At 65.8% G+C, this 17783-nt stretch carries 14 protein-coding genes; 4 read left to right on the forward strand and 10 right to left on the reverse strand.

All coding sequences use genetic code 11. The annotated features are described in order from the left end of the window. Positions 1–145: 145 nt before the first annotated feature. A complete protein-coding gene (locus HV793_RS02560; RefSeq protein WP_054451967.1) occupies positions 146–1537 on the forward strand; it encodes a phosphomannomutase/phosphoglucomutase in 1392 nt (463 codons plus the stop codon). Between the two features lie 8 nt (positions 1538–1545). Beyond that, a complete protein-coding gene (pgi, locus tag HV793_RS02565; RefSeq protein ID WP_175180601.1) occupies positions 1546–3099 on the forward strand; it encodes a glucose-6-phosphate isomerase in 1554 nt (517 codons plus the stop codon). Between the two features lie 38 nt (positions 3100–3137). Here the strand turns inward: pgi and HV793_RS02570 are convergent, their stop codons facing one another. The 10 genes from HV793_RS02570 to coq7 all read right to left on the reverse strand — a co-directional run bounded on the left by HV793_RS02570 (position 3138) and on the right by coq7 (position 15990). Continuing rightward, positions 3138–4271 (reverse strand): glycosyltransferase family 4 protein, encoded by a 1134-nt coding sequence (locus HV793_RS02570; RefSeq protein WP_175212604.1) that lies wholly within the window; start codon positions 4269–4271, stop codon positions 3138–3140. Further along, complete coding sequence (locus HV793_RS02575; RefSeq protein WP_175161342.1) at positions 4268–5425, reverse strand: glycosyltransferase family 4 protein; 1158 nt, start codon at positions 5423–5425, stop codon at positions 4268–4270. Before HV793_RS02575 ends, HV793_RS02570 begins: the two co-directional genes overlap by 4 nt. Next, positions 5422–6537, reverse strand: coding sequence for a glycosyltransferase family 4 protein (locus tag HV793_RS02580; RefSeq protein ID WP_175212605.1), 1116 nt, complete (start codon positions 6535–6537; stop codon positions 5422–5424). Before HV793_RS02580 ends, HV793_RS02575 begins: the two co-directional genes overlap by 4 nt. A gap of 3 nt (positions 6538–6540) precedes the next feature. Then, positions 6541–8472, reverse strand: coding sequence for an asparagine synthase (glutamine-hydrolyzing) (gene asnB / locus HV793_RS02585; protein ID WP_175212606.1), 1932 nt, complete (start codon positions 8470–8472; stop codon positions 6541–6543). Between the two features lie 45 nt (positions 8473–8517). Further along, positions 8518–9660: a glycosyltransferase family 4 protein gene (locus tag HV793_RS02590; protein ID WP_175212607.1), complete on the reverse strand. Its 1143-nt coding sequence runs from the start codon at positions 9658–9660 to the stop codon at positions 8518–8520. After that, positions 9661–11010, reverse strand: a complete 1350-nt coding sequence (murJ, locus tag HV793_RS02595; protein WP_175212608.1) for a murein biosynthesis integral membrane protein MurJ — start codon at positions 11008–11010, stop codon at positions 9661–9663. A gap of 1 nt (position 11011) precedes the next feature. Continuing rightward, positions 11012–12037, reverse strand: coding sequence for an SDR family oxidoreductase (locus HV793_RS02600; protein ID WP_125470104.1), 1026 nt, complete (start codon positions 12035–12037; stop codon positions 11012–11014). A gap of 9 nt (positions 12038–12046) precedes the next feature. Next, complete coding sequence (gene tviB, locus HV793_RS02605) at positions 12047–13324, reverse strand: Vi polysaccharide biosynthesis UDP-N-acetylglucosamine C-6 dehydrogenase TviB (protein ID WP_054451976.1); 1278 nt, start codon at positions 13322–13324, stop codon at positions 12047–12049. 102 nt (positions 13325–13426) lie between these two features. Next, positions 13427–14533 carry an MraY family glycosyltransferase gene (locus HV793_RS02610; protein ID WP_125470105.1) on the reverse strand — a complete coding sequence of 369 codons (1107 nt, stop codon included), beginning with the start codon at positions 14531–14533 and terminating at the stop codon, positions 13427–13429. Positions 14534–15312: 779 nt separating this feature from the next. Further along, positions 15313–15990, reverse strand: a complete 678-nt coding sequence (gene coq7 / locus HV793_RS02615) for a 2-polyprenyl-3-methyl-6-methoxy-1,4-benzoquinone monooxygenase (RefSeq protein ID WP_175212609.1) — start codon at positions 15988–15990, stop codon at positions 15313–15315. 124 nt (positions 15991–16114) lie between these two features. On the opposite strand from coq7, the gene HV793_RS02620 reads away from it, so the two are divergent. Both HV793_RS02620 and HV793_RS02625 read left to right on the forward strand, forming a co-directional pair. Continuing rightward, a complete protein-coding gene (locus tag HV793_RS02620) occupies positions 16115–16558 on the forward strand; it encodes an OsmC family protein (RefSeq protein WP_119450316.1) in 444 nt (147 codons plus the stop codon). Between the two features lie 110 nt (positions 16559–16668). Continuing rightward, positions 16669–17640 (forward strand): thymidylate synthase, encoded by a 972-nt coding sequence (locus HV793_RS02625; protein WP_054451978.1) that lies wholly within the window; start codon positions 16669–16671, stop codon positions 17638–17640. Positions 17641–17783 lie beyond the last annotated feature (143 nt).

Raw genomic sequence — 17783 nt, forward strand, 5'->3', positions numbered from 1 at the left:
AAGCCCTACGCCGTCTGCCGGATGAAGGGGGAGCGCCAATGGGGGATAATTCCGGTTTAATCCCTAGCCAGGCGCGTTTTGATATGCGGGTTTACCAGAATCCGCTTCAGAACCCGAGCTGGAACCCAACATCCAAGGAACCGTCGTGGGCAACAACACGCAATTTCCGGGCTCGGTCTTCAAGGCCTATGACATCCGCGGCACCGTGCCCGACCTGATCGACGCCCGCTTCGCCCGCGCCTTGGGCGTGGCGCTGGCAGCCCGCGCGCGCGAACAAGGCGTGCAGACCCTGGTCGTCGGCCGCGACGGCCGCCTGAGCAGCGAGATGCTGTCGGTGGCGCTGCAGGAAGGCATGCTGGAAGGCGGAGTGGACACGCTGGACATCGGCATGGTGCCCACGCCGCTGGTCTATTTCGCCGCCAACGTCATGCAAACGGGATCGGGCGTCGCCATCACCGGCAGCCACAACCCGCCGAAGTACAACGGCTTCAAGATGATGATGGGCGGCCGCGCGCTCTACGGCGAGGACGTTCAGGCGCTGGCTGCCAGCATGAACGGCCCTGCCAGCGCCCCGGCGGCCCGGCCCGGCGTGCGCCGCCAGCTGGACTTGGTGGCGTCCTACATCGCGCGCGTCGCGTCCGGCATCAAGCTGGCGCGGCCCATGAAAATCGCCATCGACTGCGGCAACGGCGTGGCCGGCGCGGTCGCCCCGGCGCTGTTCCGCGCCCTGGGCTGCGAGGTCACCGAGCTGTTCTGCGAAGTGGACGGCACTTTCCCCAACCACCACCCCGATCCCGCCGAACCCAAGAACCTGCAGGACCTGATCAAGTGCGTGGCCGAGACCGACTGCGAACTGGGCCTGGCTTTTGACGGCGACGGCGACCGCCTGGGCGTGGTGACGAAATCGGGCCAGATTGTCTGGCCGGACCGCCAACTGGTGCTGTTCGCCCGCGACGTGCTGGACCGCAATCCGGGCGCCACCATCATCTATGACGTGAAGTGCAGCCGCCACGTGGGCCTGTCGGTCGAAGCGGCCGGCGGCGTGCCGCTGATGTGGAAGACCGGCCATTCGCTGGTGAAGGCGAAGCTGGCCGAGACCGGCGCCCCGCTGGCCGGCGAGATGAGCGGCCACATTTTCTTCAAGGAGCGTTGGTACGGCTTCGATGACGGGCTCTACACCGGCGCTCGCCTGCTCGAGATCGTGTCGCGCGACGCCGATCCCTGCGCCGTGCTGGAAGCCCTGCCGCAAGACGTTTCCACCCCCGAACTGAAGCTGGAGATGGAAGAAGGCCAGCCCTTCACCCTGGTCCAGGCCTTGCAGGAGCAAGGGCAATTCCCCGGCGCGAATCGCGTGATCACGATTGACGGCGTGCGCGCGGAATATCCTGACGGCTTCGGCCTGGCGCGCCCCTCGAACACTACGCCGGTGGTCGTGCTGCGTTTCGAAGCGCAAACGCCCGCAGCGCTGGAACGCATACAAGCCGACTTCCGCCGCGAACTGAGCAAACTCGCGCCGCAAGCCGATCTGCCTTTCTAGTTTTGCCTATGTCCTTATCGAACAGCCCAGCCTGGCAACAGTTCCTCGCGGCCACACACGCCGCGCCGCGCAGCGGCGAACAATTGCGTGTCCTCAATGCCCCCGGCCTACGCCTGGACCTGAGCGCGCAGGCGTATTCACCGGACCTGCAAAAGGCCGAGGCAGCCCTACTTGAACAACAGGGGTTCGACGCTGCCCGGTCCTGCCTGTTCGACGGCGGCAACGCAAACTGGACCGAACAACGCGCCGCCTGGCACACCGCGCTGCGCGCCCCCCAACCGCCCGCCAGGGTGGCCAAGTCCGTCCTCGGCGAACGCGAGCGCATGCGCGAATTTGTGCGCCAGGCCGACGCGGCCGGGCGCTATGGCAGCGTGCTGCACCTGGGCATAGGCGGCAGCGACTGGGGGCCCCGGCTGGTCACGCGCGCCCTGCGCCACGGCGGCGCGCGGCGCGAAGTGCGTTTCGCCTCCAACGTGGATTCGCATTCGGTCGCGGACGCGATGAGCCGCCTGGATCCGCACGACACCCTGGTCATTGTCGCCTCCAAGTCGTTCACCACCACTGAGCCGCTGGCCAATGCCGAGGTCGCCATGAACTGGCTGCGCGATGCCGGCGTAGCGGATCCGATCAGACAGGTCGTGGCGGTCACCGCCAACGTCGAGGCGGCCTTGAACCTGGGCATCCTGCCCGATCACATTTTCCAGATCTGGGATTGGGTGGGCGGACGCTATTCGCTATGGTCGGCGATCAGCCTGCCGGTCGCACTGGCGCTGGGCACAGACTCCTTTGACCAACTACTGGCGGGCGCCGCCGCCATGGACGAGCATTTCCGCACCGCGCCCATCGAGGAAAATGCGCCCGTCCAGCTGGCGCTGGCCGGCGTCGTAAACCGCAGCGTGCTGGGCTACGATTCACTGGTGATTGCACCCTACGATTCGCGGCTCTACCACATCGTACCCTGGGCCCAGCAGTTGGAAATGGAATCGCTGGGCAAGGTCGCCACCGCCGACGGCAGCCCGGCCGGCGTGCCCACCGGCCCGGCCGTCTGGGGCATGTCGGGCACCGATTGCCAGCACACCTTCTTCCAGTGGCTGCACCAGGACACCCGGGGCGCTCCCGTCGACTTCATCCTGTGCGAAAAACCCGACCACGCCTACGCGCGCCACCACGAGCTGCTGATCGCCAACTGCCTGGCACAGCGTTCCGCGCTGCTACGCGGCAAGTCCTTCGAGGAAGCGCTGGCCGAAACCTCGGCGATTGAAAGCGATCCCGACCGCGCCCGGCTGCTGGCGCAGCACCGCGTCCATCCGGGCGGACGGCCCTCCTCGCTCATCGTGCTGCCCCACCTGGAGGCCTATACCCTGGGTGCGCTGCTGGCGCTGTACGAGCACAAGGTGTTCACCCAGGGCGTAGTATGGGGCATCAACCCCTTCGACCAATGGGGCGTTGAATTCGGCAAGGCCTTGGCCAAGGGCATCATGCACGAGTTGAATTCGCAGCAAGCCAGCCAGCAGGATCCCTCCACCCGCTACTGGATCGACGCGATCACGCGCCGTCCTTAAGCGCGAACCGGCGCCTTGCCGGCGCCGGTGCTTCCATTTCAGGCGCTGAGCGCGTCGTAGATTTCCACGTGGACGCGCGCCACGCGATCGATGTTGAACTCGCGCTCGGCCAGCGCCCTGCCGGCGGCGCCCATGGACTGCCGCAAGGCCGGATCCTCGGCCAGACGGGCAATGGCGTCCGCCAGCGCCTGCGCATCGCGCACCGGCACCAGCAGTCCGGTTTCGCCCGGTTCGATCGCATCGCGGCAACCCGGCACGTCGGTGGTCACGACCGCGCGCGCGCAGGCCGCGGCCTCGATCAGCGACTTGGGCAGGCCTTCGCGATAGGAAGGCAGCACGGCGATATGCGAGGCTGCGTACAACGCGGCCACGTCGGAACGTTCGCCTAATGCGCGCACGCAGCCTTCCTGCTGCCAGGCGTCCACGTCGTCCTGCGTCGCCGAGGCCGGATTGCCTGCGTCCACGCCGCCAACCAGCTGCATCGTGACAGGCAAGCCGCGCTCGCGCAGCAGCCTTGCCGCCTGCACGAATTCCTGCACGCCCTTGTCGCGCAGCAATCGGGCCACCATGGTGACCACGACCGGCGGCGCCGGCGGTTCGGGTTGGGCCCGATACTCATTCAGGTCCACGCCCGCGCCCCGGATCATGACGACCTGGGCGTCGCGCACCGCTCCCAGCGACTTGAGCAAATCGCGGTCGCTGGCGTTCTGGAAGATCACGCGGCTATTGGGATGGCCCAGCGCCAGCCGATACAGGCGCGCCACCACGGCGCGCACCAGCTTCATCTTCAGCGAATTGGACAGGAACACGAAGCCCAGGCCGGAAATCGCCGCGACCATGCCCGGCACGCGCGTCAGACGGGCAGCGATGCCGCCATAGAGCACGGGCTTGATCGTGACCAGATGCACGATCTGCGGTCGCAGATGCCGGAACAGCCGTATCAGGGCCAGCAGCGTACCCAACTCCTGCAAGGGATGCTTGCCGCTGCGCGTCATCGGTATGGCGTGATGCGTCATGCCCAACGCCTGGATGTCGGCCACGGCCGGACCGTCCATGGTGGCGACATGCACCTCGTAGCCCGCCTGTTGCGCGGCCAGCGCCACGGGCACGCGGTGCGACATGAAGAAGGCCGGATTGTTGACGACAAACAGCAGGCGGCGCCCTGCGCTCATGCTTTGACTCCCGAGATGCGGCGCCACACCGCGATATAGCTTTGCACCATGCGAGCCAGGTCGAAATTTTCCAGCACGCGGGCGCGGCCCGCTTCGCCCGCGCGCATGCGGCCGCGCGAGGCCACTTCGCACAGGGCCGTCTCAATGCCGCGGGCCAGCGCCTCGGGCTGCTCCGGCGGCACAACCACGCCGGCGTCGCCCACGATAAAGGCCGCGTCGCCCACGTCCGTCACGACGCAGTAGACGCCGCAGGCCATGGCCTCGGCCACCACGTTGGGAAAGCCTTCCGCGCAGCTGGACAGGACATGCAGGTCCAGCCCGTTCATTGCGGCGGGCACATCGTCGCTTGGTCCCGCCAGCACCAGCCGGTCGCGCAGGCCCAGCCTGTCGATCAAGGACGCCAGCTCGGTGTTTGCGGGATCCATGCCGCGGCCGATCAGCACGCAGCGCAGTCCCGCGTCGCGTCCGTCGCGCACCAGCGCGGCGACGGCGCGCAGCAGGTTGGCGTGGTCCTTGAGCGGATCCCAACGGGCCACGCAACCAATGGCCGGCAGGTCCTGCGGCAAACCCCATTGCGCGCGCACCCGCTGCCGGGCTTCATCATTCGGCGCATAGCGCGATAAGTCATAGCCATTGGCGATGACCACCATGCGTTCGCGGTCATAGCCTTTGTCGGCATGGCGCTGCGCCGACTTCTGGGCGGCGCACACGATGGCCTTCGGTATGCGGCCCGACAGCAGCGCGCAGGCCCGCAGCACCAGGCGAGCCGAGCGGCTGCTGCGCTCCAGGTGTTCGCCCGAATTGCGGATGCCCCAGGCGATGGCGCGCACGCCCGCCAGGCGCGCCGCCAGGCCGCCGATCAAATCGGCGTGGTACATCCAGGTCTGCACCGCATCGGGACGCGTCGTCGCGATCAGCGAGCGCAGCGCCAGGAAGCCGCCCAGGCTGACTCGTCCGCGCTTCATGGCCAGCGTATGCACGGCGACGCCTGCCGCGCGCAGACGCTCGCCATAGATGCCTTCGTCCGTCAGCGACACGACGACATGCTCCACGTCAGCCCCGGGATAGGTCGCCAGGCGGAACAGCACGGATTCGGCCCCGCCCTGCCCCAGGCCGGTGATGATGTGCAGGACACGCAGCCGCCGGGCGTTCATCGTCCCTCCCGCACGGCATCGAATAATTCATCCCATTCCGCCAGGACGCTGGCCAGCGCATAACGCTGGCGCACCGCGGCAGCACCGCGCATGCCCAGTTGCTGACGCAGGGAGGCATCGCCCAACAAGCGGCGCAAGGCCTCGCGCAGGGCATCGCGATTGCCGGCGGGCGCCAACAGGGCGTCCTCGCCGTTGCGCGTCATCTCGCGCGGTCCGCTGGGACAATCGAACGCCACGCAGGGCAGGCCCAACGACATGGCTTCCAGCAGCACATTGGGGAAGCCTTCCACCAGCGAGCTCAGCACGAATGCCTGACCGCGCGCAAGTTCCTCCCAAGGCGCCTCGGTGCGGCCGGGCAGGCTGATGCGCGACTGCAGGCCCAGGCGTGCGACCTGCTCTTCCAGCGCGCCGCGTTCAGGGCCTTCGCCCCAGATGCGCAGATTCCAATCCGGAAAGTCCGGCGCCAATTGCGCGAACACGTCGATCAACAGGTCGAATTGCTTATCAGTGACCAGGCGTCCCATTGCCAACAGTTCGCGTGGACCACCGTCTTCTCGTTGCGGCACCAGCGGCGCATCCAGCAAGGGCGCGGGCAGAGGATTGGGAATCACGGCCAGACGCTTGATGCCCGGCACCTGCCGCGCGAACGGGCCGGCGGTATCCTCCGCCTGCACCGTCACCATGTCGGCGCGGGGATACAGGACGCGGCGCAGCTTGCGCCACACCGCTCGCGTCGTGGTTTCGGCCACCGGATTGGTGCGCTCGCAAACGATGAGCGGCGCCTTCAATCCCAGGGAAGCCAGTATGGCGGCCACATTGACGTTGGTCAGGAAGGACACCACCACGTCCGGCTTTGAATCGCGGATGTGTTTGCGCAGCGCGAGCAGACGCTTGAATGCGGCCATGGCTCCCGACGCACGCGTGCCTGCCAGATCCGCCAGCCAGGCCAGTTCGACCTTGTCCGACAGCGGATAAAAGCAGCTGCCCTTGGACGAGTAGGTGGGCGTCAGAATGACGGAATCCCCGCGTTCGGCCCATGCGTTGACCAGCGTGGCGGCGACCCGTTCGGCGCCGCCCGCGTGCATGGAACTGACCAGCATCAAGATTTTCATGCGTCAAAGACTCCCAACCGATCCTCCCTGTTCCTTGCCGCCGCGGTAGCGGTCAAGCCAGGCCTGCATCATCAACACGCCCCACAGATGGCTGTCCCAATTGCGATGGCCCGAACTGTGCTCGCGCCATTTGCGCAGGATGGGCTCGGGCTCGAACCAGCCCTCCTGGCGCAGGCGCGCCGGGTCCAGCAGCGCATCGGCCCATTCACGCAGCGGGCCGCGCAACCACGCGGCCAGCGGCACGGCGAAGCCGCGCTTGGGACGGTCCACCAGCGCTTGCGGCACATGACGGTGCAGCACCTGGCGCAGCAGCCACTTGCCCGTGTTGCCGCGCACCTTGTATTGGTGCGGCAGGCTCCAGGCGAACTCATACACCCGGTGATCGATCAGCGGCACGCGCGTTTCCAGGCTGACGGCCATGGCGGCGCGGTCCACCTTGACCAGGATGTCGTCCGGCAGGTAGGTCACCGTGTCCAGCTTCATCATGGCTTCGAAAGTGGAACCCTGCATCGCCCGGGCGAATTCGGACACCGGCTCCACCCCGCCCTTCACCACGCTGGAAGGATCGGCCCAGTACGACACGAAATGGCGGTAGAACTCGCCGCGCGTATCGGTGCGCAGCAGCTCGCCCAGCTTGCCGACCTTGCCGCGCCAGGCGCCGCGCCCGGGCAGATGGGTAGACGCACTCAACAACGCGCCGGCGGGCTTGCGCAGCAGCGCCGGGACGCGTTCGCATTGCTGCCACCAGTTGTTCACACGGAAATAGCGCGAATAGCCGCCGAAGAGTTCATCGCCGCCATCGCCGGACAGCGCCACGGTGACGTGCTGGCGCGCCATGCGGGTGACCAGCGAGGTCGGGATCTGCGACGAATCCGCGAACGGCTCGTCGTACATGTCGGCCAGCGTGGGCACCACGGCCAGCGCGTCCTCTGCCGTCACGTACAGTTCGGTGTGGTCGGTGCCAAGATGCGTGGCCACCGCCTTGGCATGCTGCGCCTCGTCGTAGCCCTTCTCGTGAAAGCCGATGGCAAAAGTGCGCACGGGCTGCGAGCTTTGCGCCTGCATCAGAGCCACGATGGTGGACGAGTCGATGCCGCCGGACAGGAAGGCGCCCAGGCTCACGTCCGACAGCATCTGGCCGCCTACCGCCTTGGACAGCACGCCTTCCAGCGCGTCAGTGGCCTGCGCGTCGGATTCGAAAGACAGTAGCGATTGCGCGGAAGTGTCCGCGGCTTCGCGGGCCGACCAGTACACGCGCGGCTCGGGCATGCGGCGGCTGCGGGTGTCATCGGCCGTGAATTCGACCCAGGCGCCCGGGGGCAACTTGGCGATACCCTGGTAAATCGACTGCGGCGCTGGAATGTAGTTGTGCCGCATGAACGACGCCAGCGCGTTGCGGTTGAGCTCGCGGCCGAAGCCCGGAATCGGCATCAGGCCCTTGAGTTCGGACGCGAACACCAGCTCGGCGCCTGAATAGCCGTAGTACAGCGGCTTTTCACCCATGCGGTCGCGCGCCAGCATCAGCTTGCGCGAGGCGCGGTCCCACAACGCGATGGCGAACATGCCCACCGCGGCCTGCAAGGTCGCCTCGATGCCCAGGGCGGTAAAGCCCGCCAGCAGCGTTTCCGTATCGGAATGGCCGCGCCACGACGGCGCCAGCGCCGATTGTTCGAGCTGCTTGCGGATGTCGAGGTGGTTGTAGATTTCACCGTTGAACACCATGACATAGCGGCCGCAGGCCGACGTCATGGGTTGGTGGCCGGCCTCGGTCAGGTCGAGGATCGCCAGGCGCACATGCGCCAGCGCCAGCTCGGCCTCGGGATCCTCCCAGAAACCATTGCTGTCCGGCCCGCGGTGGCGGATGCGGCGGCAGCTTTCCGCCAACACCCGCTCCTTGTTCCCGACAGGGCCCCAAATCCCGACTATTCCGCACATGATGAAGTTCTCGTTGTCACTGTAGCAACGGCGCGACGCGCGGCCTCAACGGCCGGTTCCGCGCACACCGTCAAAAAGTTCTTGCCATTTCTGCAGCACGCGCGCGGCCGAAAAACGGTCGCGCACGTCGGTCGCGGCCTGCGCCATGCGTACACGGTCCGCGTCATTGCGCATGACGGCGTCCAGCGCCTTGCATAGCGCGGGCACGTCGCCATTGGGGCGCACCAGCACGCCGTCCACGCCCTCGCGGATGATCTCGCGCGGCCCCGTGTCGCAATCGAACGACACGGCGGCCAGCCCGCTTGCCATGGATTCGAGCAGGGTATTGGACAGCCCTTCGAAGCGCGACGTCAGTACGTACAGATCGGCGCTGTCATACCAGTCGCCGACGTTGCCTGCGCGCCCCGGCATGAAAATCCGCGACGCCAGGCCGGCCTCGCGGACCTGCGCCTCCAAGGCGCGGCGCTCGTCGCCCTCGCCCAGGATAACCAGATCCCAGCCAGGATGCGACGCCGCCAATTTCGCGTAGGCCTGGATCAGCAGGTCGAAACCCTTGTCGGCGTGCAGGCGCCCCACCGCCAGCAGGCGCTTGCGGCCGTCGCCCGACACCGGCGTCAAGACCGGTTCAGCGCGAGGCAGGGGAAAGTGTACAGGGTTGGGAATGACGGCCAGCTTGCTGCCCGGCACGTGCTGCGCCAGCCAGTCGGCGGTGCCGCGGGTCAGCGCCACCACGCTGGCTGCGCGCGGATATGTGAGGCGGCGCAGGCGCTGCCAGAAGCCCGACAGGGTCTGCGAAGGCGGATGGGTATGCTCGGTGGCGATCACCCGGCAGGACAGGCCCGCGCAGGCCAGTACCGACAGTACCGACGCCGTCGTCATCATGCCCAGCACGATGTCCGGGCGGAACGACTTGACCACGCGGCGCAAGGCGCGCACCCGTTGCACATTGCTCCAGATGCCGCGCAGGCCACCGCCCTCGCCCGCCGTATGCAGGACCTCGCGGCGCACCTTGGGGTGCAGCGTGTAGACGTCACCCTCGGCGCTGGCCTGCGTCACGACCATGACCTCGCGGCCCATGCCCGCCCAGTGCGCGCTCAGGTCCGCGGCCACGCGCTCCGCGCCGCCGCCATGCAGGGAGTGGATGAACAGCAGGACGCGCGGCGCCGGGCCGGTATCGGTCACGGGCATTCAATCGGCCTCTTTGGGTTCAGGCTTGCGCATTGCCACCAGCAGGTAGCACGCGAAGGACAACAGATACATGAGGCTTGTCGCCAGCATGATGCCGGCAGCTCCCATCCTGGGCGCCAGCACGGTATTCAACACCGCCTTCAGGGCGAAATTGGCGACGGCAATGGCCGCCATCACGCGGTAGCGGTTCTGGCTGGCCAGCAATTGCACCAGGATCAGCACGCCGAAGTAGAACGGCAGTTGCAGCAGCCCCCAGCGAAACACATGCGCCACGGCCTGGGTATTCTCGGCGGTGAAGGCGCCACGCTGGAAAAGCACGGAAACGCCCCACGGCGCCAGTATCCAACCCACGGCGACGGCGACGGCGCCTGCGGCCACCATCAGCACCGACCATTTAAGCGCCATCCCTCGCGCACGAGCGGTGTCGCCGCGCGCCTGCACATCGGCCAGCACCGGCAAGGCCGCGCGCCCCACCGACACGGCGCCAATCCCCAGCACCAGCGACAGCAGCCGGCTGGCATAGCCCAGCGTGGCGTTGGCGTTCGCGCCCAGATTGGCGGCGGCGTACTGGTCCAGCGGACCGACGAAACTCATGGCCACCTGGCCGATCAACATCACGCCCGCGGCGCCCAGCAGTTCGGGCCAGTGCGGCGATTGCAGCGTCAGCCGGGGCGCGCCCCAGAAGCCGCCATCGGCGCGCGCAGCCAGCCACGCGAGCCAGACGGTCTGGATCGCGTAACCCACCAGCGTGCCCCACAGCAGCGGCCCGACGCCGTCGGCGCTGGCGGCCAGCATCACCCAGGCCAGCGTCGCCACGGCCGGCACGCTGTCCAGCAGGGTATTGACGTGTCTTTCCTGCGCCCGCAGCCGCGCGGCGCTGATGCCGGCAACCAGCAGCAGCGCCGACACCGGCGCGAAGGCGACAAGCAGCTGGCCCGTCATGTCGCCCACGCGGGCCGACAAACCCTGGCCCAGCACGCCGACGACCTGCGGCCAGGCGAACCAGGTCAGCAGCGCCAGCGCAATGCCCGCGGCGCCCACCCAGCCCTGCAGCTCGCGGATGAACAGATTTCTTTCGGCGACATCGGCTCGGCGCAGCCGCACCAGCACCGGGATCAGGACCACCGACAGCACGCCCACGATGGTGACCGGCAGCCAGGTGGCCATGGTCATCGTGAACTGGTAGGCGTCCACGGCGTCGCTGACGCCGTAGCGGTACGCCACCGCCATCTCCTTGATGGCGCCGGCGGCCTTGCCCAGCAGCAGGAACACCGCCACCCGGAAGGCGCCCTTGAAGATGCGCTGGTGGTCCGGATGGATGCTGCCGAGTTTTCTGACGAGTGCTTTCAAATCAACGCAGGAATTGCGTGTACCAGGGCATGGCCACTTCCAGGCCTTGCAGCACGGTGTGCGTAGGCTCGTAGCCCAGCAACCGGCCCGCCTTGCTGACGTCCGCCTGCGAATGGCGCACGTCGCCCGCGCGGAAGTCGGCGTAGACCGGCTTCTTGCCATAAACCACGTTTTGGTTGCCCAAGGCTTGCACCAGGAAGCCGAACAGCTGGTTCAAGGTGCTGCGGCCGCTGACCGCCACGTTGTAGACCTGGTTGCGGCCTTCCGGCGCGGCCATGGCCGCGAGGATGTTGGCCTGCACGGCATTTTCCACGAAGCAGAAATCGCGGCTGGTCTCGCCGTCGCCGTTGATGGTGACGTCCTCGTTCTGGATCATCGCGGCCGTCCACTTGGGGATCACGGCCGCGTAAGCGCCATTGGGGTTCTGACGCTTGCCGAATACGTTGAAGTAGCGCAAGCCCACCGTTTCGAAGCCATAGCAGCGCGCAAACACGTCGGCATAAAGCTCGTTGACGTACTTGGTAACCGCGTAGGGAGACAGGGGCTTGCCGATGTTTTCCTCGACCTTGGGCAACGCCGGATGGTCGCCGTAGGTCGAGCTGGAGGCTGCGTAGACAAAGGATTTGACCTCCGCATCACGCGCCGCCACCAGCATATTCAGGAAGCCGCCGATGTTCACTTCGTTGGACGTGATCGGATCCTTGAGCGAGCGCGGCACAGAGCCCAGCGCAGCCTGGTGCAGCACTAGCTCCACGCCTTGCATCGCACGGCGGCATGCTTCCAGGTCGCGGATATCGCCTTCGATGAAGGTGAAGCGGGCCCACTGCTCGGGCGTGACGGAATTGCGCACTTCGTCCAGGTTGTGCTGAAAACCCGTCGCGAAGTTGTCCATGCCGGTCACGGTCTGGCCCAGCTTCAGCAGGGTTTCCAGCAGGTTCGAACCGATGAAGCCGGCGCAGCCGGTCACCAGCCACTTGCGCGGCGCGGCCGACAGTTCCTTTTTGATGGTCTCAAAGCGGGTGGTCATGGGCAGTCCTTACAGGCGCAGATCGGATTCGGAAGGCGAAAGCACGTACTTCAGGTCATACAGGATGTGCTGCGGCTTGCCGAGCTTGCGGATGCCTTCCGCACCCAACGCCTTGAACTGGTTGTGCGCCACGCCCAGGATCACGGCGTCATACTTGCCTTCCTCGGGCTTGGCCACCGGGGTCAGGCCGTATTCGTGCATGGCTTCTTCGGAATCGACCCACGGGTCGTACACGTCGACATCGACGTTGTAGTCGCCCAGTTCCTTCACGATGTCCACGATGCGGGTGTTGCGCAGGTCGGGGCAGTTTTCCTTGAAGGCCAGGCCCATGACCAGCACACGGGCGCCCTGCACGTGGATGCGGCGCTTGGTCATGGCCTTGACCAGTTGCGACACCACGTAGCTGCCCATCGAGTCGTTCAGGCGGCGGCCCGCCAGGATGATCTCGGGGTGATAGCCGATGGATTGCGCCTTGTGAGTCAGGTAATAGGGATCAACGCCGATGCAGTGGCCGCCGACCAGGCCCGGACGGAACGGCAGGAAGTTCCATTTGGTGCCGGCCGCCTGCAGTACGGCTTCGGTGTCGATGCCCATCTTGTTGAAGATCAGGGCCAGCTCGTTGATCAACGCGATGTTCACGTCGCGCTGCGTGTTTTCGATGACCTTGGCGGCCTCGGCCACGCGAATGCTGGAGGCCTTGTGGGTGCCAGCGGTGATGATCTGCTTGTAAAGCTGGTCGACCAGTTCGGCCACTTCGGGCGTCGAACCGGAGGTCACCTTCTTGATCGTGCTGACGCGGTGGTCCTTGTCGCCCGGATTGATGCGCTCGGGGCTGTAGCCGGCAAAGAAGTCCACGTTGAACTTCAGGCCCGACACGCGCTCCAGCACCGGCACGCAGTCTTCTTCGGTGGCGCCAGGGTAGACGGTGGATTCGTAGATGACGATGTCGCCACGCTTGAGCACGGCGCCGATGGTCTCGCTGGCCTTGACCAGCGGGGTCAGGTCCGGCTGCTTGTACTCGTCGATGGGGGTCGGCACGGTCACGATGAACACGTTGGCCTGGCCAAGCACGGCGCGGTCCGCCGTGTAGCTCAACTGGGTTGCTTCCTTCAGCTCTTCATCGCTGACTTCCAGCGTATGGTCGTGGCCCGCCTTGAGCGCGTCGATGCGGCGCGTATTGATATCGAACCCGATGACCGAACGCTTCTTGCCGAACTCCACAGCCAGCGGCAGGCCGACATAGCCCAGGCCGACAACAGCGAGTTTCACATCCTGAATTCGCAACATAACTCTCCCTTCACCGTAGAACGATTACGGCATTTCAAATATGGTCGGGTAATTAGAAAAAGATTACCGAGCCCCCGGCGGCAGCCGCCGGGGCGCCCAAAACTAATCGGAAGCCCGTAAAACGGATGGCAGCAGCAGCCAGCCCGGACGACGCCAGGACACAAGCCGCGAATACAGCCAGATATAGACGGCGGCGAACACCACAAGGCTGACGCACAGCGCCCAGGCGTTGTCCCACCAGATGGTCGCGGGCACCAGGCCGATCAGGGCCAGCACCCACATGTAAGGCGAGGCCAGCGCATTGCACAGTGCCGGCACCGCATGCCGCCGGCCGCGGCTGAACGTGACACGCACCAGACGGCGGAACACCAGCTGGTGCAGGTGCAGCGCATCCGGCTGGTCCACCGGCACGCCGCGCTTGAAGCGGCGGCGCCAGATCGAAAAACCGGTTTCGAAGACGGGATAGAACAACACCGCCAGCGCGTAGAACGGCGACACCGAAGGATTGCGCACCACCAGCAGCACGGCCAGCTCGGCCAGCATGAAGCCCAGGAAGTACGCGCCCCCGTCGCCCAGGAACACGCGCCCGAACGGGAAGTTCCAGACCAGGAAGCCCAGCGTGGCCGAGGCCAGCGCCGCCGCCACCAGGAAAATCGGCACGTCGCCCACTTGCAGCGCCACCAGGCTGATCGAGACGGCCATCAGCGTGGCCACCATGCCGGCCAGGCCGTTCATGCCGTCGACGATATTCAGCGCGTGCGTACAGCCGCCCACCGCGAACATGGTGAACAGCAGCGACACCGGCCAGAAGGAAAGCACGTAATCCACCGGCGCCATGCCCACGCGGCTGACGCCGCCCAGCAGCCACCAGGCGATCGCGGCCGACAGGAAGGCCGCCAGCAGGCGCTTGCTGGCGCCGATGTCCTTGGTGATGTCTTCCAGCAGGCCGGCCACGAACACGGGCAGCGCCGCGACGAATAGCGCGGGCCACAGCCAGGTCAGCGTCATGTTGCTGGGTCCAAGAACCAGCAGGCCCGCCAGCGTGCCCGCGAGCACTGCCAGCCCGCCGACGCGGGGCGTGGCGCGGGAATGGTTGGCTTGGGGCTTGTTGAGGTCGCTGTCGCCGGTGAAGGCGCCATGCCAGCGCTCCGACGCCACGATGAGTCCCCCCACCATGAATGCGACCACGCAAATGTACAGCCAGGTCACCGAGTCACCTCTGGTTGGTCTATCGAGACAGGCCCGCCATTATCGGAGGCAGGTGTAACGCCCATATATGGGAGGAATAAGGAAGTGCAATTCACCGGCACAGAACGTAACGCATTGCGCCATGCCGGCAGCACCAGGTTGGAACTGCCATTTGGCTCGATCGCCAAGGCGAAACCGCGCAGGCGCGGAAATAGGGATTTCATGGAACGATTGTAGAACTTTCCGCCCTGGCGCACGCGAAATATCCAAGGGAAAACGCGCAGACCGCCCCCTGGCATAAGTGCCATGAAGGGCTACGGTCGATGCTCTGTTCCAGTTAAATGGGGACACATTTAAAGCATCGAAAAAAAAGCCCGAGATCGTGAGATCTCGGGCTAAATCCACCAAAGGAGGAGGGTGGAGGAGACAACCGTGGCATGTTGGGAGCTGGCCTTCTGCTCGCTACGCTTTCGGGGTTTTGCACCGCGCCGACTGCGTTTCAACATCCGATGAATGAATAGTACCGAGGTTTTTTGTGCGATGCAAGAATTTTTTTAGTCTGCCGCACAAGAGATTTTTTGCGTTGCAAATTTGCCGCAACACCCCAAGCATCCCTCTGGAAACCCGCGCCAATCAATGCCCGTTCCAAAAACAGGGTTTTTGCCGAATGGGTAAACCCACCCGGGGCTTACCCTAGCCATCATCGGGTTATCCCGCTCTGGATTTCGCACCAGAACGGTGCGCCCGGCACCGAGTTGCAGCTATTTTTGCGCATTGCAACATTTCGCTTTCCAACTGCTTCAGACCCAGTAAGCGGTAGTCGTCATGACCTTGGACATCGCCCGCATCGCGGCCTTCACTGGCCCCGGCAAGGGCACGCCGCCCGCCGCTTCCGCACTTGCGCGATGCTGCGCCTCGTCCTCTTTCATCTTCTGCACGATCTGGCGCGACCGCTCGTCTTGCACCGGCAAGGTGCGCAGATGTTCTTCCAGATGCGCTTCGACCTGTTTTTCGGTTTCCGCCATGAAACCCAGATTGCGCGGCACGCCGGCGTAGCTGGCCAGCACGCCGAGCGCAAACGAACCCGCGTACCAAACCGGATTCAGCAGGCTGGGGCGGCTGCCCAGTTCCGTCAGCCTTTGATTGCACCAGGCCAGATGATCCACTTCCTCGGAAGCCGCGTTCAGCAGCAATGCCCGCGGCGCGGGTTCGCGGCATACCGAAGCCTGGCCCCGGTACAGCGCCTGGGCGCAGACCTCGCCGACATGATTCACCCGCATCAAGCCGGCCGCGTGGCGCTTTTCCTGGGCCGACAGGGCTTGCGGCGCCTCATCGGCGGTGGCCGGATACGGACGGCCGGCAGTGGCGCTGCCGGACAGCACCCGCAACGCGCGGTCGGCCTCGGCCAGCAGGGCATCCACGGGGCTGATGCGGCGCAGGAAGGAAACGGGGCTGGGGCGTGACAGAGCGGTGTACATAGGGCAACTCCTCGGCAAGGCTGGCGCACACACCCCTGATGCGGGGCGGGGCTCTCATGCCCGGAATTGTACGCAACAGGTATCATCAGCCATTGACAGCGCTCAAGCTCAAGGACACGACAATATGGAATGCACGATCGACTGGGGCGGCCCGAACGGCATGCTCTTCACCGCCAGCACCGGCAGCGGCCACGTGGCCGTGATGGACGGCGCCGTGGACGGCGGCGGGCACAATCTGGCCCCCCGTCCCATGGAAATGCTGCTGGCCGGCACCGGCGGCTGCACCGCCTATGACGTGGTACTGATCCTCAAGCGCGGGCGCCATGCCGTCAGCGGCTGCAGCGTCAAGCTCCAGGCCGACCGCGCCGATACCGACCCCAAGGTCTTCACCCGCATCCATTTCGCCTTCACCGTTACCGGCCACAACCTGCCGCGCGCCGCGGTCGAGCGCGCGGTGCAGCTGTCGCACGAAAAATACTGCTCGGCCTCGGCCATGCTGGAGAAGACTGCGGCGCTGACCTTCTCGGTCGAGATCGTCGACACGCAGGAAACGCCGGCCGCCGCCTGAACCGCGCCCGCGTGGTGTAATTCGTCTATTCCTAACTTATAAGAGCCGCCGCGATCCGTTCGCGGCGGCTGTCTGCGTCACCCGCCGGGCGAGCGTGCGCAAGGACCGCCATGAAACAATACCTGGACCTCGTTCAATCCATCCTGGACACCGGCGCGTGGCAGGAGAACCGCACGGGCATACGCACCCTGAGCATGCCGGGCGCATCGCTGCGCTTCGACCTGCAAAAGGGCTTCCCCGCAGTGACCACGAAGAAGTTGGCCTTCAAGTCCGCCATCGGCGAAATGGTGGGTTTTCTGCGCGCCTCGCGCAGCGCAGCGGAATTCCGCGAGCTTGGCTGCAAGGTCTGGGACCAGAATGCCAACGAGAACAGCCAGTGGCTGGCCAACCCGTACCGGGAAGGACCCGACGACCTGGGCCCCGTCTACGGCGTGCAATGGCGCCAGTGGCCGGCCTACAAGATGCTGGACGCCAGCCGCTCGGCGCAGATCGCCGACGCCCTGTCGCGCGGCTACGCCAAGGTCTCCGATCTGGAGGAAGGCGGCGTGCCCAAGGTGCTGCTCTACAAGGCGGTGGACCAGCTGCGGCAATGCCTGGACACCATCCATGAGCGGCCCGGCGACCGCCGCATCCTGTTCCACGGCTGGAATTGGGCGCAGATCGAGGAAATGGCGCTGCCCCCGTGTCACCTGCTCTACCAATTCCTGCCGAACGCGACGACCCGCGAGATATCGCTGTGCCTGTACATCCGTTCCAACGACGTCGGTTTGGGCACGCCATTCAATCTCACCGAAGGTGCGGCCCTGCTGCATCTGGTCGGCCGACTGACTGGCTACACGCCGCGCTGGTTCACCTATTTCATCGGCGACGCGCACATTTACGAAAACCACCTGCCGATGCTGCGTGAGCAACTCACGCGCGAGCCCTACGAAGCGCCCACGCTGGTGCTGTCGGACCGCATTCCCGATTTCGCGGTCACCGGACGCTATGAGCCCGAATGGCTGGAGAAGGTGGAACCCAGCGACTTTTCATTGTCGGGCTACACCCACCACGCCCCCCTCACCGCCGCCATGGCCGTATAGACCGTGGCAGCCTGCGTGCTCATGGCCGCAGGTGAAGATTGGTGAGCATCTGGAAGCGTGTTTTCGGTATAACCCATCCCTTAGCCATGGACGCGCGTCCAGAAATGCCCGCGCGCCATTGCTTCCGACCGGCACCTGCCGCG

The organism is Achromobacter aegrifaciens (genome assembly GCF_902859965.1).
GTDB lineage: Bacteria > Pseudomonadota > Gammaproteobacteria > Burkholderiales > Burkholderiaceae_B > Achromobacter > Achromobacter aegrifaciens.

What these genes read in the sequence shown, in the direction of transcription:
- HV793_RS02590 (WP_175212607.1), bottom strand. Translation starts at nt 9,660, where the DNA reads ATGCCCGTGACCGATACCGGCCCGGCGCCGCGCGTCCTGCTGTTCATC.
- asnB (WP_175212606.1), bottom strand. Translation starts at nt 8,472, where the DNA reads ATGTGCGGAATAGTCGGGATTTGGGGCCCTGTCGGGAACAAGGAGCGG.
- tviB (WP_054451976.1), bottom strand. Translation starts at nt 13,324, where the DNA reads ATGTTGCGAATTCAGGATGTGAAACTCGCTGTTGTCGGCCTGGGCTAT.
- HV793_RS02620 (WP_119450316.1), top strand. Translation starts at nt 16,115, where the DNA reads ATGGAATGCACGATCGACTGGGGCGGCCCGAACGGCATGCTCTTCACC.
- HV793_RS02570 (WP_175212604.1), bottom strand. Translation starts at nt 4,271, where the DNA reads ATGAGCGCAGGGCGCCGCCTGCTGTTTGTCGTCAACAATCCGGCCTTC.
- coq7 (WP_175212609.1), bottom strand. Translation starts at nt 15,990, where the DNA reads ATGTACACCGCTCTGTCACGCCCCAGCCCCGTTTCCTTCCTGCGCCGC.
- HV793_RS02575 (WP_175161342.1), bottom strand. Translation starts at nt 5,425, where the DNA reads ATGAACGCCCGGCGGCTGCGTGTCCTGCACATCATCACCGGCCTGGGG.
- HV793_RS02600 (WP_125470104.1), bottom strand. Translation starts at nt 12,037, where the DNA reads ATGACCACCCGCTTTGAGACCATCAAAAAGGAACTGTCGGCCGCGCCG.
- HV793_RS02625 (WP_054451978.1), top strand. Translation starts at nt 16,669, where the DNA reads ATGAAACAATACCTGGACCTCGTTCAATCCATCCTGGACACCGGCGCG.
- HV793_RS02580 (WP_175212605.1), bottom strand. Translation starts at nt 6,537, where the DNA reads ATGAAAATCTTGATGCTGGTCAGTTCCATGCACGCGGGCGGCGCCGAA.
- pgi (WP_175180601.1), top strand. Translation starts at nt 1,546, where the DNA reads ATGTCCTTATCGAACAGCCCAGCCTGGCAACAGTTCCTCGCGGCCACA.